The sequence below is a fragment of the Frankia sp. CeD genome (genome assembly GCF_000732115.1).
Classification (GTDB): Bacteria; Actinomycetota; Actinomycetes; order Frankiales; family Frankiaceae; genus Frankia; species Frankia casuarinae.
The window spans coordinates 59,369-84,618 of record NZ_JPGU01000002.1 but is presented as its reverse complement, the minus strand read 5'-3'; the positions used below and the strand labels follow the sequence as shown (position 1 = coordinate 84,618).

Below are 25,250 nucleotides of genomic sequence, written 5' to 3'. Positions count from 1 at the left end.
GNGGGGCANCCNAAGGAGCACNCCCGCCTCGATCATCGCATCGACAAGATAGAAGAAGTACGCCGGTCCGCTGCCGGACAGGGCCGTCACCGCGTCGAGCTGGGACTCTGCCACCCGCGTCACCCGGCCGACCGGCGTCAGCAGGGCTTCTGCCGTGGCGAGGTGCTTCTCCTCGGCGTAGCGGCCCCCGCAGATCGCCGACATCGCCTCCCCGACGAGCAGCGGGGTGTTCGTCATCACCCGGACCACCGGGGGAAGCGAAGGTAGCCGCTCCTCGAGAAGATCAGTGGTGATGCCCGCCGCCAACGACACCACGAGCGTCCCGTTCGCGACCACCGACCCGATCTCGGCCAGCAGGGTCCCGACGTCCTGGGGCTTCACCCCGATGATCAGAACATCCGCCTTGGCTGCGGCCACCGTCGGCGCCTGCACCTCGACGCCGTGACGCGCCACGATCTCACCAGCCCGGTCGGCATCACGTTCGGCCACGACGATGTCCTGAGCGGCATGCCCGGACCGCAGCAGCCCCGACAGCATCGCCCCGCCGAGCCGTCCCGCCCCCATGACCGCAACGATCATGACCATCCTTCCCTTCCACCCGCTTCTACCCCGGCCTGGAGGTTACGGCGCCCTCGGGCAGCCAGCGGAACGCGGATCCCGGCCCGCCGTCGTGCGCGGGCTACCAGCCGTAGCCCGACTGGCGATCAACTCCATGTCGCCCGTCGTACTCGAGCCGGCGTTCGTGGCCACCCCAGTGGCCGGGCTCGTGACCCGTCCAGGGCTCGTGACCCGTCCAGGGCTCGTGACCCGTCCAGGGCTCGTGACCCGTCCAGGGCTCGTGACGTTCGCCCCGCCGGCCGACGACGGATCGAGGATCGTAGATTATTTCGGCGGTGTATGCCCGGTCCGTGGCCGCCGGCCGCTGCGCCTCCTCGCCGCCGTTTTGCCGGCCTCGCACCGCCCACGACAGGTCGGCGGTCTCGGTGAGTCCGTACCCGTACCCCGGCCAAGGACGGACGTAGCCCTCATCGATCCATTCATCACCCCATTCATCGGCATCGTCCGGGCCACCCGCCGGTTGATCGGACCCGACCTCGTACGACGACCAGCCACCGTCGCCCGACCAGCCACCGTCGCCCGACCAGCCACCGTCGCCCGACCAGCCACCCCGCGACCGGGCCCCGGGCGGATCGCCGGGCCGGTCGTGATCCAGCCGATCAGACCGACCGGTCGTGGCCGACGCGACGCGTGCCGGCCGGTCTGGCTCGCCAGCCGGATACACCTCGTCAAGGGTGTACAGCCCGGCGGCCCGGCGGTCCCCGTCAGGCCGGTAACGCTGTCCGGATTCACCGGTCCGGTCCCAGGACCGGTGGTGCCGGTGGCCCTCGTACCGGCCGGCCCGCGGGACGGCCGGGTGCGAGAACCGTCCGCGGTCGGGCTCCCGGGCCGGTTCGGGAATGCGCGCCCAGGTGGCGGCGCCGGGTCCAATGTCGTCTCCGGGAGCGGGCCGCGCCGCCGGGATCGCGCCCGGCGCGGGCCCACGGGGGGTGTCGGCCCACGGGGGTCGGGCACGCTGCGCAGGCTTCTCCACGAACCGGTTCGAGAAGTACGCGATGAACGTGCTGACCGCCGCCGCCACGACAACCGACGGCCACAGCCCGATCCGGGGCACCAGCTGCCCGTTCGCAACCGAGATCACCGGATAGTGCCAGAGGTAGATACTGAAGGTGATCTTACCGAGGAAGGCCATCCGTGGACTGCCGAGCAGGCGGACCCAGCCGGCGTCGCGGCGCAGGTCGGCGCCCAGGATGACCACGGCACCGAGCAGGGCGCTGGGCAGGTAGGCGGCATGGTCGAGCCAGTTGGCGTCATAACCGTCCTTGTTCGGCCCAAGGAAGGCGAAGAAGATCAATCCGATCCCCGCGACGAAGCCGAGATCGGCGATCCGACGGCCCGCCCGCCAACGCTCGACCGTCGCCGCCGTGACAGGGGTCATCGTGCCGATCTGCTGGGCGTGCCGGCGGCGGCGCGGCGCGGCCAGGTCCGGCTCCTCGGCGACGAGGGCGCGCAGGCGGGTGTCACGCCAGACCGCCAGCAGACAGCCGATCAGCAGCGGTGCGACGTGCGTGTCCAGCGCGAGGTACACCCGCGAGTGCGGGGCGCCGCCGGCGGCCACGGTCCAGGTCCAGACCGCCGCGAAGGCGATCATGGCGAAAAGCATCTTCAGCAGGTGCGCCCGGAACCGGTCCGAGCGGCTGACAATCAGGAACAGCCCCGGCCACAGGAGATAGAACTGCTCCTCCAGGGACAGGGACCACACGTGGGCCAACCATCGCCCACCGGCGGCAGGATGCAGGACCTTGTACCAGTTGTTGACATTGAAAAAGGCGGAGAGCGCACTCCCGACGTAGTCGTCCCGGAAGGGGATGTCGTTCCATTTGAACGCCACCGTCACCGCGAGCCCGACGAGCAGGTACACCCACATCGCGGGCATCAGCCGGTAGGCCCGGCGCACCAGGAATCGACTCACCGAGATCGTCCCGGTCCGGCTGTGTTCGGTCAGCAGGAGCGTGGTGATAAGAAATCCACTCAGCACGAAGAAGACGTCGACGGCGACGTTGCTGGCCTGGATCGCACCCATGTGGCCGGCGAGGATGGTGTAGATACAGACGATCCGCAGCCCGTCCAGCGCCGGGTTGTACGCGAACTTCGCCGCGGCGGCCGCCGCCGGCCCGGCCGGCGGCTCCCAGCCAGCCGGGGTGCCGTCGCGCGTTATCCTCGTTATCCCTGTCGCCTCAGTCTGCTGCGGGGCAAGCCGCATGATGACCGTCGCCTCCTCCATCGGGCGTCGGCAGTCCCGGCACCGACACCCGACACTCAGGGTGACCGTACGGTGCCGCGATAACCCGAGCGTGAGTCGCTCCCAAACCATGCCGCCGGTCGGACCAATGACCCGGATACGGGTACCCGTATCACTCCGCTACGCCAGCGAAGTCAGACATCACTGTGCGAATGACGCAAGACTAACGGATCGGAAAATTCGGGACAAGGCAGGTACCGGTGGCCACAAAACAACGCCACCCCAAAAGCGACGCTGTGCGCACGGTTCATTACGAAGTCACATCGGCCGAACCATGGCGTCACAGCGCGTCAGAGAAAGGGGAAGATCACCGGACGGGAGAGCCTCGGCAGAGGCGCCCACGCTGTCTCTCCCGCGCGCTACTCGGGAACCTGGGCAATCACCAGGAGCGTACGAAACGGCTCGACGACGACACCGTCAGGAAAGGCGCGCAGCATCGTGCGACGCTCCGCGTCAAGGAAATCGTCGAGGCGATCGCCGATGGCCGCGACGTAGGACTTCGACCGCTGCCAGGTGAGGTAGTCATCGATGTTAATCCGGCGCCGCCACCGGCCGGTCAGGGTGACAACCTCCCTGAAGTGGCCGGTCCACCGCAACTCGTCGGCGAACGGTCGCGCACGGTACCCGCGGTGATATCCGGGGTTCATCCGCTCGAGCCGTTCCTGCTGGCACTGCCACCACCGGTACTCCTCGGCGTCGACGTCGTTCCACCACACGGCGAGGGCTCCGCCGGGCCGCAGCACGCGGGCGGCCTCGGCCGCGGCGGTCAGTACCTGTACCCAGTGCCATGCCTGGGCATAGCAGACCAGGTCGACGACCTGGTCCCGGAAGGGCAACGCCTCCCCGTCCCCGCGCACCGCGGGCAGTCCGGGGCTGCGCTGGCGCAACCGCGCCAGCATGGTCGGCCCGGGTTCCACCGGTACCACCCGCGCGCCCCGGCCGATCAGCAGACGCGTGGCGATGCCGGTCCCGGCGCCGACGTCAAGCACGTCCGCGCCGCGCAGCGGCCGCCCGAGGAACCGCTCGACGTCACGGAAGATGTGGTCGGGATAGCTCGGCCTGGCCGCGGCGTAGGCATCCGCCAACGGGTCGAACAGCGAGCCGGTGGGAGTACGACCAGAAGGGACGGACACTGCGTCATGGTGGCACTCGACCATGGCGGCGAGCCACGGGAACGGTGTCAGCCCCGGAGGTGGGTCAGCCGGCGGTGGACCCGGATGCGGATCAGCCGTAGGTGGATCAGCCGTAGGTGGATCAGCCGTAGGTGGATCGGAGTCCTGCGGCGGACGGTGCGGCGAAGTGCAGACGGGTGAACGCCAGCGCCTCGGCGAGCTCGGCCTCGCGCTGGGCACGCGACTCGGCCCGCCTGGTATTGATCTCGACCACCACGGTGCCGTCGAAACCGCCGGCGGCCAGCAGTTCAAGCAGCTCCGCACAGGGCTGCGTGCCACGACCGGGGACGAGATGTTCGTCCTTGGCCGAGCCCAGACCATCGGCCATGTGCACGTGGACCAGCCGCTCGCCGAGAAGCTCGGCCATCTCGAGCGGGTCCGAGCGGGACACACTCGTGTGCGACAGGTCGAGGGTGACATGCGCGTAGTCGTCTTCGACCGGGGACCAGTCCGGGGCATAGGCGGAGACCTCCCGCCCCCGCGCCCGCAGCGGGAACATGTTCTCCACCGCGAAGCGGATGTCGGTCTCGCCGGCCATCCGCTCGATGCCCGTCACGAACTCGCGGGCATAGTCTCGCTGCCAGCGAAACGGCGGGNGGNCGACGACCGTCGACGCGCCGAGCGTCTCGGCTACGGTACGGGCCCGCACCAGCTTCGCCCATGGATCCGTACCCCAGACCCGCTGGGTGAGCAGCAGGCACGGCGCATGAANGGCCAGAATCGGGATGCCGTGATAGTCCATCAGCCGCTTCAGCGCCTGCGGATCCTGGCTAACCGGATCGGTCCAGACCATGATCTCGACCCCGTCATACCCCAGCCGCGCCGCCATCTCGAAGGCCGAGGCGGTGGACTCGGGATAGGTCGAGGCCGTTGAGAGCGCCACGCGGGCACCCGGAGCGGTCGTGGCCAGCTCGGGCGCTCCGCGCGGGACAATGAGCGAGGAGCTACCGCCACCACCGGGCCCCGAACCGCCCGCGACCCCACCGGACGAGATCGGGGCGGGAGCCATCGCGGTCGGCGACACCGACCGCGCGTCGTCACGCCATGCCTGCAATCCGTCTCCCTGCCGCGCGAGCCGGGGGTTGGCCGTCACGACCGACCTCATCTCCCAGGCTAGGCCATCTCCGCGGCCCCGCCCGCACAGACATCCGCGGGATGACGGTCGGAACCTTCATATCGCCCGTGACAACGGCCACATCGGGCAATTACGCGCATCAAGAACACTTTCTGCAAGGTTCATCTCACCCTCTGCCAGGTGAAGGGAGTTCATCGCTCCGGCGTCAGGATGAGGTGAGCCAGTCCAGGCGGCGCAGGATCACCCCTTCGCGCAGGGCCCAGGGGCAAATCTCCACCTCGTCGATGGCGAACAGATCGAGAGCCTCGTCCGCGACGACCGCCCCCGCGACCAACTGGGCCGCCCGGGAGGCGGAGACGCCCGGCAGCGCCGCGCGCTCCTCGACCGACATCCGGCACACCTTGGCCGTCACCTCCACGAGGTCGTCCCGGCGCAGCACCCTGCGGGTATAGGGACCGCGGCTGTAGGACTCCGCACCGGCGATCCGAGCCAGCGACCGGAAGGTCTTCGACGTCGCCACCGCCCTCGTGTGCTCCCCCAGGGGATAGATGGTGCCCACGATCGGCGCGATCTGGGACCGGACGTAACGGCGCAGCTCGCTGAGCTCGGACCGCTTGGGCGGGTCGCTCGGGGCCAGCCAGTCCCGGGTCAGCCGGCTCGCGCCAAGCGGCAGGGATGCGACCACCTCGGGGTCCTCGTGCATGCCGGCGCCGATCTCCAGGGANCCACCGCCGATGTCCAACGCCAGCAACCGGCCGGCGCTCCAGCCGAACCACCGGCGGACGGCGAGGAAGGTCAACCTGGCCTCCTCCTCCCCGGGCAGGACGCCGATGGAGNCCCCGGTGGCCTCGCCCNCCCGGCGCAGGACCGCCTCTCCGTTGGTGGCGTCCCGCAACGCCGACGTGGCGAAGGCCGCCAGATCGTGGACCCCGAGCGCGTCGGCCTGCTGGCGCATGTCCAGGACGCAGGAGGTCAGGGCGCGCTCTCCAGCGGCGTCCAGCGCCCCGTCCGCGTCGAGCAGTTCCACCAGCCGCAACGGCACGCGCACGCTGGCGGCCGGCTGCGGCTGGCCGCCCCGGTGCGCGTCCACGACAAGCAGGTGGACGGTGTTCGAGCCGATGTCGATCACACCGAGACGCATTGGACCGGGATGTGGACCCGCCGGGAGCGGACTCACCACGGCCGCCTGCCGTCCCGGGGCGACGGCGGCGTCGGGCTGCGCCACGATCTTCGGAAACCACGCACCCGGACGCACGCCACCGAGCACCTCTTCACCGTTCCCTCCGGCCGCGACCGCCGGGGTCACGGCTCGAACTTGTATCCCAGTCCCCGGACGGTCACCAGGTGCCGCGGGTTGCCGGGTTCGTGCTCAATCTTTGTCCGCAGTCGTTTGACGTGGACATCCAGGGTCTTGGTGTCGCCGACGTAGTCCGACCCCCAGACCCGGTCGATCAGTTGGCCCCGGGTCAGCACCCGGCCCGCGTTGCGCAGGAACATCTCCAACAGCTCGAACTCCTTGAGCGGCAGGGTGACCGTGGTCCCGTCGACGGTGACGACATGGCGCTCAACGTCCATCCGGACCGGGCCGGCCTCCAACGTCGCGTCCCCCACCTCCTCGTTCTCCGACCGCCGCCGCAGCACCGCGCGGATCCGCGCCACCAGCTCCCGGGCGGAGAACGGCTTCGTGACGTAGTCGTCCGCTCCGAGTTCCAGCCCGAGCACCTTGTCGATCTCGCTGTCCCGAGCGGTCAGCATGATGATCGGCACAGTGGAACGGGTTCGCAAGGTTCGGCACACTTCCGTGCCCGACAGCCCCGGCAGCATGAGGTCCAGCAGGANAAGATCANCCCCCCGCCGATCGAACTCGGCCAACGCGCTGGGGCCGTCGGCGACGACCCCCACCTCGAAGCCCTCCCGTTCCAACATGAACGACAACGCGTCGGAGAAGGACTCCTCGTCCTCGACCACGAGCAGCCGGGTCACCTGTTCGCTCCCCTTGTTACGTTGGACGGACCGGCCGNCCCGGACCGCTTCCTGTTACCGTCGATGGGACGGGTGGACCCGCCGCGTCTACCGGTCATGACCGATACCGTTCACCGTTCACGAACCGCCACCGAGTTCATCATCGCCATGATGTTCACCATCGCCCCGACCGCGGGCGTCGGCATCGGCCCCGACGACGTCGAAGCCATCCACCCCGTCATCCTCGCGGGTTTCGTCCGAGCCGTCCGTCATCGCATCGTCATCGTCGCCGGTGAACAGCGGCAACCGGAGCGTGAAGGTGGAACCCGCGCCCTCGGCGCTCCACACAGAGACCACGCCGCCGTGATTGGTCGCGATGTGCTTGACGATGGCGAGCCCCAGGCCGGTCCCACCGGTCGCGCGGGATCGCGCCGGATCCGCCCGATAGAAGCGTTCGAAGACCCGTTCCAGGTCCTTCTCCGCGATCCCGATGCCCTCGTCGGCGACGGAGATCTCCACGGTCTCACCGCTGCGCCGAACCCCGAGCACAACCCGGGTGCCACGCGGCGAGTAGCTGATCGCATTGTCGAGCAGGTTCGCGACGGCGGTCACGAGCTGGCCCTCATCCCCACACACCGGCAGGTCACCGTCGCCGATCACCGCAACCGAGATCGCCTGGGCCTGCGCTGCCAGCCGGGTGCGGTCGACCGCCTCGGTGAGCACCGCGGACGCCCGCATCGGCCGCAGGTTGGGCAGCGGATCGGCGCCCTGCAGCCGGGAGAGATCGATGATCTCCTGAACAAGACGGGCGAGCCGGGTCGATTCGTGGGTCATCCGGGAGGCGAACCGGCGGACTGCCACCGGGTCCTCGCAGGCCGCGGCGACCGCTTCGGCGAGGACGTGCAACGCACCGACCGGCGTCTTGAGCTCGTGGCTGATGTTCGCCACGAAGTCCCGACGGACGGCCTCGACCCGACGCGACTCGGTAATGTCATCCACGATGACGGCGACATGACCGGACGAGTCCAGCAGCCGGGCCCGGGCACGCACCGCCAGCCCCTCCTGGTCCGGTCGGGGACGGGTGAGGGGGGGCTCGGGGACGGGCGGCAGCTCAAGCTGCCGCTCCTGGTCACTGCCCGCGAGCCGGGTGGCCCGGACGAGATCGGCCAGCTCCGCCACCGCGATCTCGTCGGCGGCGACCACACCCATACGTCGCGCGACCATGTTCACCAGGACCACCCGGTCCGCGGCGTCGAGGACGAGCAGACCGGTCGGCAGGCCGGCGATCACCCGACGCACGAGCCTTGCCGGCAAGGTCATGCCGCCGGTGTCCCCGCCGGACGCCGAACCAGTAGTCAGGTCAGTCGTCGAACCGGCTGTTCCAGGCACCGCTGTCATCGTCCACCATCGTCCGCTCACCCTGTACGGCCTGCCGACCTGCACGAGCCGCGGATGCGGTGTGTACCGGTTGTCATGGCATCCGCCGACCTGTCACCCACTCGCCGCATGCTAGGTGTCCGCATGCCACCTAGGTATTGCTCTGCAAGCCTCCACCGCCGATCGTCGCTAGCTGTTCATCAGACCCATCGTCAATGTTCACCAGAGAGCGAGAGGTCCGCATCATCGTCAGAACCGGAGCGACGCAAGTACCCAGAAGCACCATGATCGAATCAATCCCTCAGGATCTCTGACCCCTCGATCCCCCACCGAATGAGAAGGAGCCGTCCGTGCGGGACGCCTTCACCGACGAACTCGACAGCATCAACCGGTCCCTGATCGAGATGACCAACCTGGTCGCCTCGGCCATGGCCCGGGCCACCACCGCTCTCCTCGACGCCGATCTCCAACTCGCCGAGAACGTCATCAGCGGAGACGAGACGGTCGACCTGCTGCGCAACGAGATCGAGGAGCGGGCCTTCGACGTGATGGCCCGCCAGGCCCCGGTCGCCACCGATCTGAGGATGATGGTGGCCACGCTGCGGATCGTCGCCGACCTGGAGCGGATGGGCGACCTCGCCCTGCACGTGGCGAAGGTCGCCCGCCGGCGCTACCCGGGCCGGGCGGTCCCGCCGGAGCTCCGGGCGACCCTGCTGGAGATGGGGCAGGTCGCGCAGCGCATCGTCGCGAAGGCCGGATCGGTGATCGCCAGCCGGGACACCGACCTCGCCAAGCAGCTGGAGGCCGACGACGACGCGATGGACGGGCTGCACCGCGCCCTGTTCCACATACTGATCGAGAAGCCCTGGCCGCACGGGATGGAGGCGGCGATCGACATCACTCTCTGCGGCCGCTACTACGAGCGGTACGCCGACCATGCGGTCTCGGTCGCCCGCCGGGTGCTCTACCTGGTCACCGGGGATTCCAGCGGCGCGTGAGGGCACCCGGGGAGATCCGCCCCCGGTCTCGCGCGGGCGTGGCCCCCACGCACGGCCCGACGGTTCCCCGCGTGCATCCCGCCGGCGCTACGGCGGCTGCCCGTGATGGCCCGCGATGATGGCACGGGCCGGTCGGGACTATATGACTCAGTCGGGACTATATGATTATAGTCCCGACTATTTTTAGCCTCGACTATCTTCTTGATTGCTTTTCTGACTACTTCTTGGTGCCCTGCGCGGCGACGGCGGCCGCGGCGAGCGCCGCGGCGTCGGGGTCGAGGTACCCCGAGCTCACCACACCCAGCTGGTCGTCCAGCTCGTAGCGCAGCGGGATGCCGGTGGGGATGTTGAGCCCGGCGATGTCAGTGTCGCTGATGTGATCGAGATGCTTCACCAGGGCGCGCAGCGAGTTGCCATGCGCCGCCACCAGGACGGTACGGCCGGTCCGCAGGTCCGGCACGATCGCGTCGTACCAGTAGGGCAGCATCCGGGCAACGACGTCGGCGAGGCACTCGGTCCGCGGGATGACGTCGGGGGCAAGGTCGTCATAGCGCTCGTCCACCCCGCTGACCTGCTCCGGACCGATCTCCGGCGGCGGCGTGTCATAGGAGCGACGCCAGAGCTGGAACTGCTCCGCGCCGAACTTCTCCAGCGTCTCCGCCTTGTTCAGGCCCTGCAGGCCGCCGTAGTGCCGCTCGTTGAGCCGCCAGGTGCGGCGAACCGGAACCCAGGTGCGCCCGGCGGCATCCAGCGCCAGCCAGGCGGTGCGGATCGCCCTGGTCAGCAGGGACGTGTGCACCACGTCCGGCAGGACGCCGGACTCCCGCAGCAGCTCACCCCCGCGAGTGGCCTCCTTGGCACCCTTCTCGGAAAGATCAACGTCCACCCAGCCGGTGAACAGGTTTTCGCGGTTCCAAATGCTCTCACCGTGGCGGAGCAGGACGAGCGTCGGCATACCCGAGATCCTGCCCGCTCGGCGGCCCGCTCGGCCAGCATTGCCGGTTGTTGCCTGTGACTCCCCGGCTCGGGGCCGGTCGTGCCGGCGACCGGTTGTCACCCGGCGGCAGGACAGGAATCCGGCGGCACGACAGGAATTCATCCGGAACTGAACGACCCCCGGGCGCTCCGCCGCCGCGCGAAGCGGAGGCGGGCCGTCGGGACTTGCGACGGCGCCCGGGGGTCGGGTGTCTGCCTGGTTCTCGCCGGTGCCGGTGCCCATGGGCCACCCGGCTAGAGGTGAGGACCACGAGACCGGCTAGCGGACAGCCACCTCACGAGTCCTATGAGCATACAAAGCCTGGACCACCTCCCTTCTCGTGTACCCGTGACGCTACGCGGACCCAGGGGCGCATCGCAACGGCTTTTCCGCGCGCGTTGATGGGACGCTCCTGACACCGGCCGGTCGGAACAGCCAGGCCACCCGCGCGGGCCCGGGGCCACAGCCGAACCGTGCGCGGACCCGGCCGAGGCACGCCACGGGGACCTAGACTGAGTCCCATGACCGCAGGGTCCCTCACGACGCCCGCCTCGCTCTCCCCGTTGCTCGGCCTGCCGGGTGCGGTGGCCGGCACTGCCGAAGACGACGCGGTCGCCGCCCACTACGGCGATCCGCTACGGGAACAGCGCGCGGTGCGCGGCGGTGCCGCCGTCGTCGACAGATCACATCGGGACGTGCTGCGCGTCTCCGGCCCCGACCGGCTCTCCTGGCTGCACAGCATCACCTCTCAGCATCTGTCCGCGCTGGGCGCGCTGCGGGGCACCGAGGCGCTGGTGCTCTCCCCGCACGGCCACGTCGAACACCATCTCGTCCTCGCCGACGACGGCACGTCCACCTGGGTGGACGTCGAGCCCGGCACCGGCGGCATCCTGCTGCGCTACCTGGAGTCGATGCGCTTCATGCTCCGAGTGGAGCCAGCGGACCTCGGCGCGGTGACGGCGGTGCTCAGCGTGCTCGGGCCAAGGGCCGCGCAGGTCGCGGCCGCGGCACTGGGCGGGCCGGGTGACGGCGCGCCCGGCCCGGGCCTGCCCGAACCACAGGCACCCGGCCCGGTCGGGGCGCCGATCACCGGTCCCTACCCGGTCGGCCGTACCGGGACGGGCACGCTGGTCCGGCGGATGCCCCACGGCGTCGACCTCCTCGTCGGCCGGGCCGACCTGACCGGCACCGTCGAGCGGCTGCGCGCCGCCGGGGCGGGTCTGGCCGGGCTGTCCGCCTTCGACGCCATGCGCATCGCCTCCCGACGGCCCCGGCTCAGCCGGGAGACCGACCATCGCACCATTCCGCACGAGGTGGGGTGGCTGGCGAGCGCCGTGCACCTGGACAAGGGCTGCTACCGCGGGCAGGAAACCGTCGCCCGGGTGCACAACCTCGGTCGCCCGCCGCGGCGGCTGGTGCTGCTGCATCTCGACGGCACGGTGGCGGCGCCCCGTTCCACCGTCACGGTCGGCGGGCGCGAGGTCGGGTTTGTCGGCAGCTCCGAGGTCCACGAGGAACTCGGCCCCATCGCCCTGGCGGTGATCAAGCGGTCCGTGCCGACGGATGCCTCCCTCGTCGTCGCCGATCCCGACGGCGCGCCGCTGGCCGCCGCGATCGATCCGGACGACGAGCCAGCCACGACGGCGCCGAAGCGTCCCGCCGGGCGGCTGCGTTCCTGATTCCCGGCCGGCTCGGGTTCCGGCCGGCTCAGACAGTCCGGGCGAGGATCTGATCGAGTTCCCGCACCGCCGGGTCGGTGCCGTGCCGCCGCAGCCGGCGGCGCAGCTCGTCGGCCCGGCGGGCGTTGCGCTTGGATCGCGTCGCCGCCAGCATCGGCAGGGCCTGGCGGGTCAGCTCGCACCCGTGATCGACGTTACCGAGATCCATCTGGACCGCGGCCCACCGAAGCAGGTAGGTGGCCCGGTCCCGGGCCCGGGAGTCTGGCTGGATCGCCAGGGAGCGTTCCAGCCACCGGTCCGCCTGCGCGAGGTGACCGAGATCGATGTAGCAGCTGCCGATCTGCGCCTGGTACTCGGCCTCGTCGAAGTAGGACGACCAGGCGGGCTCCTCAGGCCGCGCGGTGACCATCGCTTCCTCCGAGCAGGCCAGCGCCTGCGCGCAGGCGCTGGCCTCCCCGAGCGCGGCATGGGCACGGGCCCGCCGCATGTGCAGCATGGCGCCGACGCGACCGGACGCCCCCCCGGCGCTGGCCACGGCGGCCTCGGCCAGATCCACCGCCTCCCGTGGGCGGGCGAAGTCCACGCATTGCAGGGACATGTTCTTCAGCACGTTCGCACCGAGCATGCGGTCCCCGCCGGCGTGCGCGGCATGCAGCGCGGTGATCCAGTACCGCTGGGCGGCCGTCTGGAAGCCGGCGTCGAACGAGACCCATCCCGCGAACCGGGCGAGCTCCGCGGCCACCAGATGCAGGTGACGGCCCACGTGCTCGGTATAGGATCCGCGCGCCAGCAGGTCCGCCACCACGCCGAGCTCGGCGTCGACCAGCCGGCGCACGCTCTCCCCACCGAGCCGCTCATCCATGACCCGTAGCCCGGGGATGTTGTGCTCGATCCGGTTCACGATCTGGTCGTCGACCCGTCCCCCGTTCAGGGCCGCCGCCAGCCGGGCCGGTTCCATGCCGAGCCACTGCGTCGCGAGTTCCGCCACCCCGGTCCCAGTGATCGTCAGGAAGCCGCGGCGGTCGGAGAGCGCGTCCTCGACGACGTCCATGATCGAGGTTATGCTGCCACCCGGCGTCCACGGGTACTCGGTGCGCACCGCGTCGCCGGTCGGTAGCCACGCGGGCCAGGGGTGCGACTCCAGGCGATCGTTAGGCACGCCGAGCTCCGCGGCGAGCGCGAGCTGGGACACCCGGTCGGGCACGACCCCACGGTGCTCCCAGCGCCAGACCTTCTGCCGCTCGGCGGCCATGTTCGCCACCCCGAGGTCACGTGCGCGGCGGGCCACGACCCGCGCCAGACGCTGGTAGGACCACCCGCGCTGGGCTCGGATGAACGCAAGCGGATGAGTGCAGGCATGAGCGTTATCCGTCAGCATCGACGATCTCCTCGCAGTCGCATCTCCAGGGGCACTTCCGTGAGTACCTACTAACGCTATGTCGCGACATCTTGGTGCTCCAAGAGACGACTCCGGTGCGATGCGTGCACAGAGGTCACTCCCGGACCACTGGCGGGCCCTGATTGCACGCATGTCCGCCGAGCGTCCGAAAAAAGCGTGTTATATTTTTTTGACCGAATGCGACCACGTCGACCGGTCAGAAATTCTCCCGAGTCGGGCAGCCGGGGACAGGCCCACGGGGAGGGCCCCTCCGCGATTCACGCGGCGCCGATCCGACTGGACGCGCGGGGTGGGAGGGGGGACGGCTGCGGCGGATCGAGGCCGCGCCGCGTCAGATCCGGGCGCCGGCGGCGTCGAAGAAGGTCAGGGTGGACAGCGGTGCGCGCAGGGTGACCCGCATGCCCACGCCGGGCACCTCAGCGGCGTCGACCCTGACGGCGAGCACCCCGGCGGAGGTCCGGACGTACACCGTCCGCTCCGCCCCGAGCCGCTCGCTCACCACGACCTCACCGGTTACCCGCAGCGCGTCCGACGCCAGCGCCACCGGCGCCACCACGGCGTCCGCCGGTACCGATCCCGATCCAGTGGAAGCCGCCGCCACCAGGACCAGGTGCTCGGGCCGGACTCCGAATGCCGTCGCGCCGGCGGGGGCGGGCAGGGCGAATCCGTCCCCGTGCAGTTGGCCGTCATGCCAGCGTCCCTCCCGGACGTTCATCGGCGGGCTGCCGATGAACGCCGCGACGAAGCGCGTGGCGGGCCGGTCGTAGATCTCGTCGGGCGTCCCGATCTGCTGCAGCCGGCCGCCGCTGAGCACCGCGACCCGGTCACCGACCGCCATCGCCTCGGCCTGGTCGTGCGTGACGAACAGGGCGGTGGTGCCGAGCCGGCGCAGCAGGCCCACGATCTCGACCCGCAGATCGACCCGGAGCTGGGCGTCGAGCCCCGACATCGGCTCGTCCAACAGGATCACCCNGGCCCGGGNCGCGAGTGCCCGGCCGATCGCGACCCGCTGGCGCTGGCCCCCGGACATCTTCGCGGGCCGGCGAGCTGCCAGCTCACCGATGCCGAGCATGTCCAGCGTCTCACGGGCCCGGGCCACCGCCGCGGCCTTCGGCAGGCCGCGGCCGTGACGCAACGCCAGAGTGAGGTTCTCCAGCGCCGTCAGATGCGGGTAGAGCGCGAAATGCTGGAAGACCATGGACACGTCCCGGCGGTGGGGTGCGACGCCAAGCTGGCTGACCGCGCCGAAACGCAGATCACCCGACGTCGGCTCCTCGAGCCCGGCGCAGATCCGCAGCAGCGTCGACTTGCCCGAGCCGGACGGTCCGAGCAGCGCGACGATCTCCCCCGGCGCAACCGTCAGCGTGACGTCGCGCAGCGCATGGACCGGGCCGAACGACCGGCCCAGCCCGTCGATCTCGATCGGCACCCCCGCGGTGGCGGCCGTCACCACGGCGGGTCCGTCGGCCGGTTCCGTGATCCGGGTCATCGGTCTCTCCCGCGGCGTCCGCCGGTCAACGGGTGAGTTCCACAGCCTGGCTCTGGGCCGCGGCGAGGGCCCTGACCGGGTCCTCGCCCTTAAGGATGCGCTGCACCTGGTCCGAGATCGCGCTCGGGACCTCCCCGCCGCGGGCCCCGCTCCAAGCCGGCGCCTTCACCAGCGAGGGGATGAGCGCGTTGAACGGCTTGAGCTGCGGATAGGTCTCGTAGAACGACCCGAGCTGGCTGACGGCCTGAGTATCCACCGGGATGTAGCTCAACGCCTCCGTGCTCGCGGCCACGACGTCCGGCGAAAGCAGCGACACGACCAGTTCGGTCGCCATCTCCCGCTGGCAGCGGTCGGTGGACAGGACCGTCAGCGCGTTGCCGCCCGCGACCGGGTGCTGGGTCCCGCCGGGCAGAGTCGGGAACGGGACCGCGCCGGCCCGGAAACCCTTCGTCCCCTGCCCCGCGATGAACTTCAGCCCGCCGGCCACGGAGGCCACCGTCACGGCGGTCATCGCCGTCTGCCGGCGGATGCCGAACCGCAGCAGGCCCTGCTGGGTCGGATCGGCGGAGTGCGTGCCGTAGCTCGCGGCCTTCGCGAGGAACGCGGCGGCCTCGCGGGCCGCCGGGGTGTTCAGGGCGGGCCGACCGTTCGCGTCCTGGATCGGCGTCCCCTTGGAGCTGGCCAGGGTGTTGAGGATCCACTGCCCGAACTGCTGGCCGGTCGGCAGGTCGAGGGGCTGGATATTCTGACCCGAAGCCTTGATCTTGTCGGCGGCGGCGATCACCCCGTCGGTCGTGCCCAGCGTCGCCGGATCGACGCCGGCCTTCTGCAGCACGTCGAGGTTGTAGACCAGGGCCAGAGACGACACCTGCTGGGGAATGCCGATCTGCTTCCCGGCGACCTGCCCGAGGCCGACCAGCCGTTGGTCGTAGGACGCGCGCAGCAGGCGCGGGGAGAGCTCCTGGGCGCCGAGGTCCCGGGCGAAGGTCGGGAGCAGGTCGAAGCCGGCGACCGCCACGTCGACGGAACGGCCGGCCGAGCGGTCGGCGCTGATCTGCTGGACGAGGGAGGTGTAGTCCGGCGCACTCGTGTTGAGGTCCACGGTGAGGCCGGGATGCGCCTTCTCCAGATAGGCCTTGCCGGATTTCGCGACGTCGTTGAGCGTGCCGACGGCGGACATCCGCAGCGTCTTGACCTGGGCCACGCAGGCGGGCGACGCCTTGGCGCCCGCCACGTTGTCGACGCCGGCGTCGGCTGGACGGGCCGTGGGGCGCAGGCTCTCCGCGGGGTCTGCCGGGCTCGCGTCACCACCGCCGCCGCACGCGGTCAGGATGATCATCGCGGCGGCGACGGGCAGCGGCAGCATTCGGCGAATACGGATCACACGTTCTTCCTCTCAGGCACCGGCACCCGTACCGGTAATTCCGGCGGCGAGACGGCGTTGGGCGGCGACGAAGACGACGAGCGACGGCAGGCTGATGATCAGCGCGGCCGCGGCGAGCTCGGTGAAGTCCGGAATGACGGAGGAGGAGTCGGTCATCAGGCGCGCGAGCGCCAGCGGCGGGGNGGCGNTGTCCGGCGACCGCGCGACCAGCAGCGGCCACAGGTACTCGTTGTACGACAACAGGAAGCTGAACACCGATACGGAGGCGATCGCGGGCGCGGCGAGCGGCACGATGATCGTCCACAGCGTCCGCCAGGTACCGAGCCCGTCCATCCGCGCGGCTTCCAGGACCGACCCCGGGATGGTACTCATGTACTGCCGGAGCATGAAGATCATCGCCGCGTGTGTCATGAACGGCAGGACCAGGCCGACCCGGGTGTCAGCGAGTCCGAGCGCGGAAATGGTGACGTAGTTCGGCACGGCGGTGATCTGGGTCGGCACCAGCAGGGNGGCGAGCACCACCGCGAAGGCTGCCGTACGCCCGCGAAAGCGCAGACAGGCGAAGGCGTAGGCGGCCGGGATCGCCGTCACGAGCTGCAACGCGAGGATCGCCAGGCTCACCGCCACCCCCGTGAGCAGGGCAGGTCCGAGATCACCGGCGTACCAGGCGCGGTCGAACGAGCTCAGGTCGATGCTGGACGGGATCGGGTTCGACGTCAGCGCCAGCGCGGTCTGCCGCGGCCCAACGGCGGTCCGCACCATCCAGACGAAGGGCAGGACGGCCGCGACGATGCCGATCGTGAGCAGGACGAGACGCCCGATCGTCGGTCCGGTCGGTGACCGGCGGCGACCGCGCCGCGATGCCGGGATCCGCGCCGGCGCCGATCCCGGTTGCGGGGCCCGCCGACGCGAGGCTCGCCGCACGGCGTGGCCACGGGGCGTCGGCCCGGACGCCGGACTGGAGGTGTCGACGCTCACGCGGCGGCCTCCCGGGTGCGTCGGATGCGGCGCCCGAGCAGCCCACCAGCGGCACCCAGTGCCACGATCACGACAAACAGCATCAGGGCGATCATCGAGGCATATCCGATGCGGAACGATCCAGTGAATCCGACCTCGTAAATGTAGTAAATGATCGTCGTGCTGGAGTCCAGGGGGCCACCTTTCGTGAGCACCGCGACCGTTTCGAAGGTCTGCAGGGTCAGAATGGTGACGAACATCCCCAGGAAGATCGTCGTCGGGGCGAGCAGCGGCAGGGTGATGTGACGCAGCCGGGCGAATCCGTGGATGCCGTCCACGTCCGCCGCCTCGTACACCGATCTCGGGATCGCCGTCAGCCCGGCGAGATAGACGACGAAGACGAAGCTCGTCAGCCGCCAACCACCGACGAGGGCCACCACCGGCAACGCGGTCGAGGTGTCGCCGAGCCAGTCGACCGGAGCCACCCCGAACAGCCCGACGACGGTGTTCGCGAGACCGTCGGGGCTGCTGTCGAACATGTAGGCAAACACGACCGCCATGGCCACAATATTCGCACTGACCGGAAGAAACAGCGCACATCGCACCAGCGCCCGGCCATGGGTCACCCGTTCGGCGGCCAGCGCGAGCGCCAGCCCGATCGCGATCGCGGGTACCACCGTGAGGGCGCAGTACAGCAGCGTGTTGCGCACGGCGCCGGCCAGGTCCGCGTCGGAGAGAGCGGTACGCAGGTTCGCCGTGCCGACCCAGTCGAAACGCGGTCCCGTCAGGGTCTTGTCCGTGCCCGCGATGAACGCCGACACCAATGCGGGCCCGATGACGAAAACACCGAGTCCCACGAACGCCGGCAGCAACAACACCCCGGCTCGCCAGCCCGCCCGGCTATCACCCGCCTCACGCGTCACAGTTATGCATCCTGGCCCCACCTGTGCCGGGATGCCGGTACGGGGGTGGCTCCCGCGGAGGAGCAGCCGGTGCCTGCACGTGCCGTCCGGTCCGTCCACATCCCCCGCGCCACCGCCAACGGCCCAGGCGGCACCGCCAACGACTCGGATCGACCCCCACGGCCCACGCGCCGCACCCGGTCGACGGCGAATCGTGGTGACCGATCCGTGGCGGCTGTCCCCTCAACGGCCAACGCCTGCAAGAATGACAGGAAACGTCAGTCGATCTTCGGGAACACCATGAGCGACCGCAGCGAGCCCGACCACGCCTCCGCCTGGGGGCGTGTCGCCGATGACGGCACGGTCTTCGTTCGCACGGCCAGCGGCGAACGTGCCGTCGGATCATGGCGGGCCGGCAGTCTCCGTGAGGGTCTGGCCCACTTCGAGCGCCGCTTCGACGATCTGTCCGCCGAGGTCGAGCTGCTCGAGCGGCGGCTGACGGTCAGCGGGGTCGATCCGGCCGGGATCGTCGGCAGCGCACGGCGGCTGCTCGATTCCCTCGACGAGGCCGCGGTCGTCGGTGATCTGGATGCGCTGCGCACGCGGCTGGAGGCCGTGGTCGCCGCCACTGAGGAACATCGCTCCGCGCTCGCTGCCGAGCGGGCCGAGCGGGCCGGCCGGATCGCCGCGGCCAAGGAGCAGCTGGTCGCCGAGGCCGAACGGCTCGGCCGCAGCTCGGAGTGGAAGACCGCCGGGGAGCGGTTCCGCGCGCTCGCCGAGGAGTTCCGCGCCGCCGGCTCGTTGGACAAGCGCACCGACTCGGCGCTGTGGCGGCGCATCGCCACGGCCCGGGACGAGTTCACCCGCCGCCGGACCGCGCACTTCGCCGCCCTCGACACGCAGCGGGCCCGTTCGAGGGAACGGAAGGAGGCGATCATCGCCGAGGCGGAGGCGCTGTCCGACTCCACCGACTGGGCCGGCACGGCCGCCCGCTACCGGGCGTTGCTCGCCGACTGGAAGGCCGCCGGTCGCGCGGCAAAGGATATCGACGACGCGTTGTGGAACCGCTTCCGNGCGGCGCAGGACGCNTTCTTCNCCCGCCGCAACGAGGCCAATGCCGAGCGCGACGCCGAGTTGCGCGAAAACCAGGTCAAGAAGGAGAAACTGCTGGCCGAGGCGACGGCGTTGGATCCGGCCGATACCGACCGCTCGCTGCGTCGTCTCCGGGAGATCCAGGACCGCTGGGACGAGATCGGACGGGTCCCCCGGGAGGTCGCGGGCTCCCTGGAGCGGCAGATGGCGGCCATCGGCGACAAGCTGCGCGAGGCCTCCGACGCCCGCTGGGCCCAGCGCTCCCTCGCTTCCTCACCATTCGTGACGAAGCTGCGGGAATCCGTCGCGAAATTGGAGGCGAAGCTGGCCCGGGCCCAGGCCGCCGGACGCACCAAGGAGATCGCCGACACCGAGTCCGCCCTCGCCGCCCAGCGGGCCTGGCTGGCCCAAGCCGAGGGACAGTCCCACAACGACTGAGCCGCGCCGGCAGGCGCGGGCGCTTCGTATGGACCCGAAAACGGGGAACTGCGGCATCCGCCGTGGTCGAAGGGGCGAAGGTCCGCGGAGTACCAGGTGGTGCACCTCGGGGCGGACACGTCCAAAGAGCGCTAACTGACCGCTTGCCAGAGTTAGCAACCCGACGTATCGTCGACTGCGTTGGTGATGTGTTGTGGCGGCGCACTCGTTTCCGTGCCGACCGGAGCTTGCCGAGGCAGCATGGCCTCCCCTGAATCGCAGCGTCCACGGACGGCGGGCTCTCGGCGGACGGTCGTCCGCGGAGTCCGAGGAGTCCGCGGAGTCCTCGGCCGCGGGGTCCAGCCGTATGCCGAGGTTCACGGANGGNGGGGCGCCCGCCATGGGCGCGGCAACCCGCCTCGCCCTCCGGCGAAGGAGGCGTTCGACCCGGTGGCGGCCCTGAATGTGCGCGATCTCGGCGATTTCATCCGCGATCAGCGGCACAGCGCACAGATCTCCCTTCGTCAACTCGCCAAGCAGGCCGGGGTGAGCAACCCTTACCTCAGTCAGATCGAGCGAGGCCTCCGGCGGCCGTCCGCGGAGATTCTTCAGCAGATCGCGAAGGCGCTCCGCATCTCCGCCGAAGTGCTCTACGTGCAGGCCGGAATTCTGGAGGAACGGCAGGGCGAAGAGAACGTCATGGCTGCCGTGCTGGCGGACGAATCCCTGTCCGAACGACAGAAGCAGGTCGTGCTCGACATCTACGAGGCGTTCTGCCGGGAGAACGCCATCGCGGCGCGGGCCGGCCGCGGCCACCCGGACAGCGACGCCGAGGCCGGGCCGCGCGGGTTCGTCCCCGGCGAGCCCGCCGCCCCGACCGCGGGTCCGGCCGCCATCGGTGATTCGGCATCCGCACGGGGTCCGGCCGCCACCGCGGGAGCGACCTTCGCGGAGCCGACGACGAAACGGAGATCCGCCCGACAGGCGTCGGCGACATCCCGGGGCGGCACCACCACCGCGGCGCGGTCGGCCTCGTCGGACGGTACGGGTAAGCCGTCCCCGGGGACCGCCCCGGGCCGCACCAGGCGATCGAAGGCCACGGGAGGCGAACCGGCGGCGGCGACGAGGACCGAGAGCGGTCCGATCACCGGCGCTCCCCCCGCGTCCCTACCCACACCGGCAGCACCGGCAGCACCGGCAGCACCGGCAGCACCGGCAGCACCGGCTCCGCAGCCGACCACCGACAACCCGGTCGATCAGACCTAGATCGACCGGCGGAGACCGCGACGAAAAGGAAAGCGGTACTCCGTTCCTGTACGGCCTATCACCATCCTGACCCTCACATCATTTACCCGACCTTTCACCCGTCGGCGACGAGGCGCTAACAGGAAATCTCTACACGAAATCAACGAATCTTCGAACCGAGGGAGACATCATGGCCACCACGCGCACGACGAACCGCCCCGCCAGCCGTCCCACCGCCCGCGTCAGCGCGCAGGCCCAGGAGGACACGGCCGAGGCGAGGGCCGAAGTCAGGGTTCCGCTGGCGGAGGTGCGCAAGCCGCTCTACGCGTCGGTGGGAGCGGCGGATCTCGCTGTGGCGAAGCTGCTCGCCCTGCCGACGACCACAAGCACCGAGGTTCGGAAGATCTCCGACCGGGTCGGCGCGCTGCCTACCCAGGCGGCGCGGGTTCCGACCCAGGTCGGGACGGCCGTGCGTGCGCTGCCGGCCACCGTCACCTCCCAGATCTCCGACCTGCAGGGACGCGCCACCTACCTCTACAACAGCTTCGCCACCCGGGGCGAGAAGCGGGTGGCGAGCATCCGGCGCAGCCCGGCCACGGAGGAGGCGGTGCAGCGCACCCGGACGGCAGTGAGCCAGACCCGCGCCGCGCGCACCTCGAGTCGCAAGGCGGCCGAGGCGGTCGGCCGGGCCGTGACCGAGGCCGCCCCCGAGAAGTAACGGCCCGCGAACATCGACACACCGGATCACCAACGGACGGTCATTGACCTGTTCCGGTCGACCACGGGTCCGGGGCCTGCTGTCCGGGGCCCGTGGTCCGATGTGTTGTATTAACTTATGCGCTATCGCCCGCTGGGATCCTCCGGACTACTGGTGTCTGTCGTCGGCCTCGGCTGCAACAATTTCGGCTCGCGCGTCGACCTCACCGGCACCCGTGCGGTCGTCGACGCGGCGCTCGACGCCGGGATCACGTTCTTCGACACCGCCGACACCTACGGGAACAAGGGCGGCTCGGAGACGCTTCTCGGGCACGTGCTGCGAGGCCGCCGCGACGATGTCGTCCTCGCCACAAAATTCGGCAACGACATGGGCGGCATGTACGGCCAGGACTTCAGCGCGCGGGCGTCCCGGCGGTACATCCGCAAGGCGGTCGAGGGTTCGCTGAGCCGGCTGCAGACCGACTACATCGACCTCTACCAGCTGCACACCCTGGACGCCTTCACGCCGATCGAGGAGACGCTCGAGGCCCTCGATGAGATCGTCAAGGAGGGCAAGGTCCGTNACATCGGTGCCTGCAACCTCGATGCCTGGCAGGTCGCCGACGCGGAGTGGACCGCCCGGGCATCCGGGACGACCCGCTTCATCTCCGCGCAGAACCACTACAACCTGCTGGAACGGGGCGTGGAGGCAGAGCTCGTGCCGGCCGCCCAGAAGTACGGCATCGGCGTCATCCCGTACTACCCGCTGGCGAACGGCCTGCTCACCGGCAAGTACCAGCGCGACGAGGTGCCGGCACCCGGCACCCGGCTGGCCGGCCGGCAGGACGAGCTGACCGACGAGGTCTTCGACCGGCTGGACGCCCTGGAAACCTTTGCGCGGGAGCGGGACCGGTCACTGCTGGACGTCACGATCGGCGGGCTGGCCGCCCAGCCCGGGGTCGCCTCGGTCATCGCCGGCGCGACCAGCCCGGTCCAGGTGCGCGCCAATGCCGTGGCCGGTCAGTGGCAGCCCCGCGCGGACGACCTCGCGGTGCTCGACAAGATCGCCGTGACCCGCCGTCCCGCCGACTGAACGCGGGACCGACGGATCCACGATCCGGGACGTCCCGTCAGATCTCCGCTGGGGCGTCCCGCACCGCACCGGCAGAACGCCCGAACCGCCCGCCGGGGGCCAGTCGATGGTCAGCTCGCCCAGCCGCCAGCGCCGCCGGTCGCCGCGGACCGGCCAGCCCTGGGCCCGCAGATCCGCCACGGCTGCGATCCACCGCTGGCGTGGGGAGAAGACGGCCCGCGGCGCGGCCCGCTCCCAGGCGCGGTCGAAGGCCGTGAACAGCCGGTGGACGTCATGGCCGGGCACGTTGTGCTCGATGAGCGCCTTGGGGAGCCGCTCGGCGAGCTCGGACGGACGGGCGAGGCTCGCCAGATGCGCGGAGAGGGTCAGCGTGGGCCCGGCCGGGCCCCGCGCGCCGGACGGCAGCCAGGCCGGCGCCGCTCCCGGGGCCGGAAGACCGAACCAGCAGGCGCGCCGACCCGTCTCATCGCAGGTTCCCTCGACGAGCATCCCGCCCGGGGCGAGCCGCGCCAGCATCGTCGCCCACGCGCCGGGGACCGCCGCCTCGGGATACTGCCGTAGCACGTTCAGGGCACGCACCAGCACCGGGCGCTCCCCTGGCGGCGGAAGCTCGAACCCGCCGCGGGTGAACCGCAGCCCGGGAGGTCTCGCGGCCGGAGCGGCCCGGGTGACCCGGTCCTGGTCGAGCTCCAGGCCGACGACGCGCACGCCCGGACGCACCGTTCGCAGCCGCTCGTAGAGCTCCACCGTGGTCACCGGAGACGCGCCGAAGCCGAGATCGACGACCAGGGGATCCGCCGCCCCACGCAGCAGCGCGGCGGCCGCGTCGAGCGTCCAGCGATCGATCCGTCGCAACCGGTTCGGCGCGGTGGTACCCCGGGTGGGCATCCCGAGGGCACGCGCCCGTCCGGCCGCGAGCCGCGGCTCCCGACGGGAGGAGTTCGTCACGGATCCACCCTGGCAGACCGGCAGACCGGCAGACCGGCGGACCAGGGACCGGCCGGGAGCCCGAAGGGGGGAGACCAACAGTTGACCCGACAACCGGCCGGGTAGAACGGTTGGAGACGTGTTCGTCCACAGCAGGGTTGGTCGTGTCGGGCAGGCGCCGGTGGCGTGCGGATGCGGAGGTGCTCGATGCGTCTGATCAGAAGTGGCGCCGCCCAGGTCCGCGGTGAGGCCGAACGGCGCGGGCGGCCCAGCCGGGTCGCGATGCTGTCCATGCACACCTCACCAATGGAACAGCCGGGAACGGGCGATGCCGGGGGGCTCAACGTCTACGTCGTCGAGCTGTCTCGGCAGCTCGCGGCGCTGGGGGTGGAGGTCGAGGTGTTCACCCGCGCGGTGAGCAGCAAGCTGCCGACCTCGGCCGAGCTGTTGCCGGGTGTGACGGTCCGCCACGTTGACGCCGGCCCGTTCGAGGAGATCCACCGGGAGGATCTTCCCGCCTGGCTGTGTGCGTTCACCGCGGCTCTGCTGCGCGCCGAGGCCGGGCACGAACCAGGGTGGTTCGATGTGATCCACTCGCACTACTGGCTGTCGGGCCAGGTCGGTCTCGCGGTGGCACAACGATGGGGTATCCCGCTCGTGCACACCTCCCATACGCTGGCGAAGATCAAGAACGGCGCGCTGGCCGTCGGAGACCGCCCGGAGCCGCCTGGCCGGCTACTCGGCGAACAGGAGGTCATCGGGGGGGCCACCCGGCTGCTCGCCTCCACGCCGGACGAGTACCGGCACCTGATCGATCTGTACGACGCGGCGTCGGACCGGGTCGACGTCGTCGCGCCCGGCGTCGACCTTGAGGTCTTCCGGCCAGGTGACATGGCGCAGTCCCGGGCCCGCGTCGGCGTGGATCCCGCCGACGACCTGCTGTTGTTCGTCGGTCGGATCCAACCGCTCAAGGCGCCCGATCTGCTGCTGCGCGCCGCTGCGGAACTGCTGCGGCGCGATCCCGCCCGCCGCTCGCGGCTCACCGTCNCCGTGGTCGGCGGCCCCAGCGGATCCGGTCTGGAACAACCCGACGCCCTGGTCAAGCTCGCGGCGTATCTCGGGATCTCCGATCGCGTCCGCTTCCAACCGCCGGCCCCGCAGCAGGAACTCGTCCACTGGTACCGCGCGGCCACCGCCGTCGTCGTCCCCAGTCACAGCGAGAGCTTCGGCCTCGTCGCGCTCGAGGCCCAGGCCTGCGGCACCCCGGTGGTCGCCGCGGCGGTCGGGGGCCTGCGCACCGCGGTCGCCGACGGTGTCTCCGGGCTGCTCGTCTCCGGTCGGACCCCCGCCGTCTATGCCGACGCGCTGGACCGGCTGCTGCGCCAACCACGATGGCGGGCCCGGCTCTCCGCCGGAGCGGTGGCCTGGGCCGGTGGGTTCGGCTGGTCGGCCACGGCCCATGGCGTGCTGCGCAGCTACCGGCACGCGCTGAGCCCCACCGCCGTCGCCGTCTGAGAGAGGATCTCCGCCGGAACCAGCATCGTCTACCA

Annotated in this window: 19 protein-coding genes and 2 pseudogenes (1 of these 21 cut by a window edge); 7 read left to right on the top strand and 14 right to left on the bottom strand. The window is 70.7% G+C overall.

The window, feature by feature from the left end; all coding sequences use genetic code 11:
* The 7 genes and pseudogenes from proC to CED_RS01885 form a co-directional block, all read right to left on the bottom strand.
* Window positions 1-579, bottom strand: a pseudogene (gene proC, locus CED_RS01915) (pyrroline-5-carboxylate reductase); it reaches 219 nt to the left of the window's first position.
* A gap of 100 nt (window positions 580-679) precedes the next feature.
* On the bottom strand, window positions 680-2,842 hold the full coding sequence (locus tag CED_RS21290) for an acyltransferase (protein WP_049760823.1): 2,163 nt from the start codon (window positions 2,840-2,842) through the stop codon (window positions 680-682).
* Between the two features lie 377 nt (window positions 2,843-3,219).
* Window positions 3,220-4,017 (bottom strand): class I SAM-dependent methyltransferase, encoded by a 798-nt coding sequence (locus CED_RS01905; RefSeq protein WP_011434937.1) that lies wholly within the window; start codon window positions 4,015-4,017, stop codon window positions 3,220-3,222.
* Window positions 4,018-4,114: 97 nt separating this feature from the next.
* Window positions 4,115-5,041, bottom strand: coding sequence for a sugar phosphate isomerase/epimerase (locus tag CED_RS01900; RefSeq protein ID WP_152569681.1), 927 nt, complete (start codon window positions 5,039-5,041; stop codon window positions 4,115-4,117).
* Between the two features lie 271 nt (window positions 5,042-5,312).
* Window positions 5,313-6,413, bottom strand: a complete 1,101-nt coding sequence (locus CED_RS01895; protein WP_369807765.1) for a Ppx/GppA phosphatase family protein — start codon at window positions 6,411-6,413, stop codon at window positions 5,313-5,315.
* Complete coding sequence (locus tag CED_RS01890; RefSeq protein ID WP_035908408.1) at window positions 6,410-7,090, bottom strand: response regulator transcription factor; 681 nt, start codon at window positions 7,088-7,090, stop codon at window positions 6,410-6,412. Before CED_RS01890 ends, CED_RS01895 begins: the two co-directional genes overlap by 4 nt.
* A gap of 117 nt (window positions 7,091-7,207) precedes the next feature.
* Window positions 7,208-8,467 (bottom strand): ATP-binding protein, encoded by a 1,260-nt coding sequence (locus tag CED_RS01885; RefSeq protein WP_035908407.1) that lies wholly within the window; start codon window positions 8,465-8,467, stop codon window positions 7,208-7,210.
* A 329-nt stretch (window positions 8,468-8,796) separates the two neighbouring features.
* Between CED_RS01885 and phoU the strand changes: the two genes are divergently transcribed.
* Window positions 8,797-9,444: a phosphate signaling complex protein PhoU gene (gene phoU, locus CED_RS01880; RefSeq protein WP_011434932.1), complete on the top strand. Its 648-nt coding sequence runs from the start codon at window positions 8,797-8,799 to the stop codon at window positions 9,442-9,444.
* Window positions 9,445-9,661: 217 nt separating this feature from the next.
* On the opposite strand, the gene CED_RS01875 is transcribed toward phoU, so the two are convergent.
* Window positions 9,662-10,399, bottom strand: coding sequence for a phosphoglyceromutase (locus CED_RS01875; protein ID WP_023839828.1), 738 nt, complete (start codon window positions 10,397-10,399; stop codon window positions 9,662-9,664).
* A 542-nt stretch (window positions 10,400-10,941) separates the two neighbouring features.
* Between CED_RS01875 and CED_RS01870 the strand changes: the two genes are divergently transcribed.
* Window positions 10,942-12,099, top strand: a complete 1,158-nt coding sequence (locus tag CED_RS01870) for a folate-binding protein YgfZ (protein ID WP_011434930.1) — start codon at window positions 10,942-10,944, stop codon at window positions 12,097-12,099.
* Between the two features lie 28 nt (window positions 12,100-12,127).
* On the opposite strand, the gene CED_RS01865 is transcribed toward CED_RS01870, so the two are convergent.
* The 5 genes from CED_RS01865 to CED_RS01845 all read right to left on the bottom strand — a co-directional run bounded on the left by CED_RS01865 (window position 12,128) and on the right by CED_RS01845 (window position 18,251).
* On the bottom strand, window positions 12,128-13,477 hold the full coding sequence (locus CED_RS01865; RefSeq protein WP_011434929.1) for a transcriptional regulator: 1,350 nt from the start codon (window positions 13,475-13,477) through the stop codon (window positions 12,128-12,130).
* Between the two features lie 352 nt (window positions 13,478-13,829).
* Window positions 13,830-14,987 (bottom strand): ABC transporter ATP-binding protein, encoded by a 1,158-nt coding sequence (locus tag CED_RS01860; RefSeq protein ID WP_035729491.1) that lies wholly within the window; start codon window positions 14,985-14,987, stop codon window positions 13,830-13,832.
* Between the two features lie 25 nt (window positions 14,988-15,012).
* The gene (locus tag CED_RS01855; protein WP_035908406.1) at window positions 15,013-16,371 is read right to left on the bottom strand and encodes an extracellular solute-binding protein; all 1,359 of its coding nucleotides are present in this window, start codon (window positions 16,369-16,371) and stop codon (window positions 15,013-15,015) included.
* Between the two features lie 12 nt (window positions 16,372-16,383).
* The gene (locus tag CED_RS01850) at window positions 16,384-17,349 is read right to left on the bottom strand and encodes a carbohydrate ABC transporter permease (RefSeq protein WP_035908405.1); all 966 of its coding nucleotides are present in this window, start codon (window positions 17,347-17,349) and stop codon (window positions 16,384-16,386) included.
* Window positions 17,346-18,251: a carbohydrate ABC transporter permease gene (locus CED_RS01845; protein WP_011434925.1), complete on the bottom strand. Its 906-nt coding sequence runs from the start codon at window positions 18,249-18,251 to the stop codon at window positions 17,346-17,348. Before CED_RS01845 ends, CED_RS01850 begins: the two co-directional genes overlap by 4 nt.
* A gap of 279 nt (window positions 18,252-18,530) precedes the next feature.
* Here CED_RS01845 and CED_RS01840 point away from each other — a divergent pair, with 279 nt between their 5' ends.
* The 4 genes from CED_RS01840 to CED_RS01825 all read left to right on the top strand — a co-directional run bounded on the left by CED_RS01840 (window position 18,531) and on the right by CED_RS01825 (window position 22,773).
* Window positions 18,531-19,760, top strand: coding sequence for a DUF349 domain-containing protein (locus tag CED_RS01840; RefSeq protein WP_235186855.1), 1,230 nt, complete (start codon window positions 18,531-18,533; stop codon window positions 19,758-19,760).
* Between the two features lie 429 nt (window positions 19,761-20,189).
* Window positions 20,190-21,005: a helix-turn-helix domain-containing protein gene (locus tag CED_RS21285; RefSeq protein ID WP_051868629.1), complete on the top strand. Its 816-nt coding sequence runs from the start codon at window positions 20,190-20,192 to the stop codon at window positions 21,003-21,005.
* A gap of 169 nt (window positions 21,006-21,174) precedes the next feature.
* The gene (locus CED_RS01830; protein WP_011434922.1) at window positions 21,175-21,702 is read left to right on the top strand and encodes a hypothetical protein; all 528 of its coding nucleotides are present in this window, start codon (window positions 21,175-21,177) and stop codon (window positions 21,700-21,702) included.
* Between the two features lie 117 nt (window positions 21,703-21,819).
* Window positions 21,820-22,773 carry an aldo/keto reductase gene (locus CED_RS01825; protein ID WP_035908404.1) on the top strand — a complete coding sequence of 318 codons (954 nt, stop codon included), beginning with the start codon at window positions 21,820-21,822 and terminating at the stop codon, window positions 22,771-22,773.
* Between the two features lie 93 nt (window positions 22,774-22,866).
* Here the strand turns inward: CED_RS01825 and CED_RS22055 are convergent.
* Window positions 22,867-23,661, bottom strand: a pseudogene (locus CED_RS22055) (class I SAM-dependent methyltransferase); the annotation flags it as partial.
* 246 nt (window positions 23,662-23,907) lie between these two features.
* Between CED_RS22055 and mshA the strand changes: the two are divergent.
* Window positions 23,908-25,215 (top strand): D-inositol-3-phosphate glycosyltransferase, encoded by a 1,308-nt coding sequence (mshA, locus tag CED_RS01820; protein ID WP_035908403.1) that lies wholly within the window; start codon window positions 23,908-23,910, stop codon window positions 25,213-25,215.
* The last annotated feature ends 35 nt before the right edge of the window (window positions 25,216-25,250 follow it).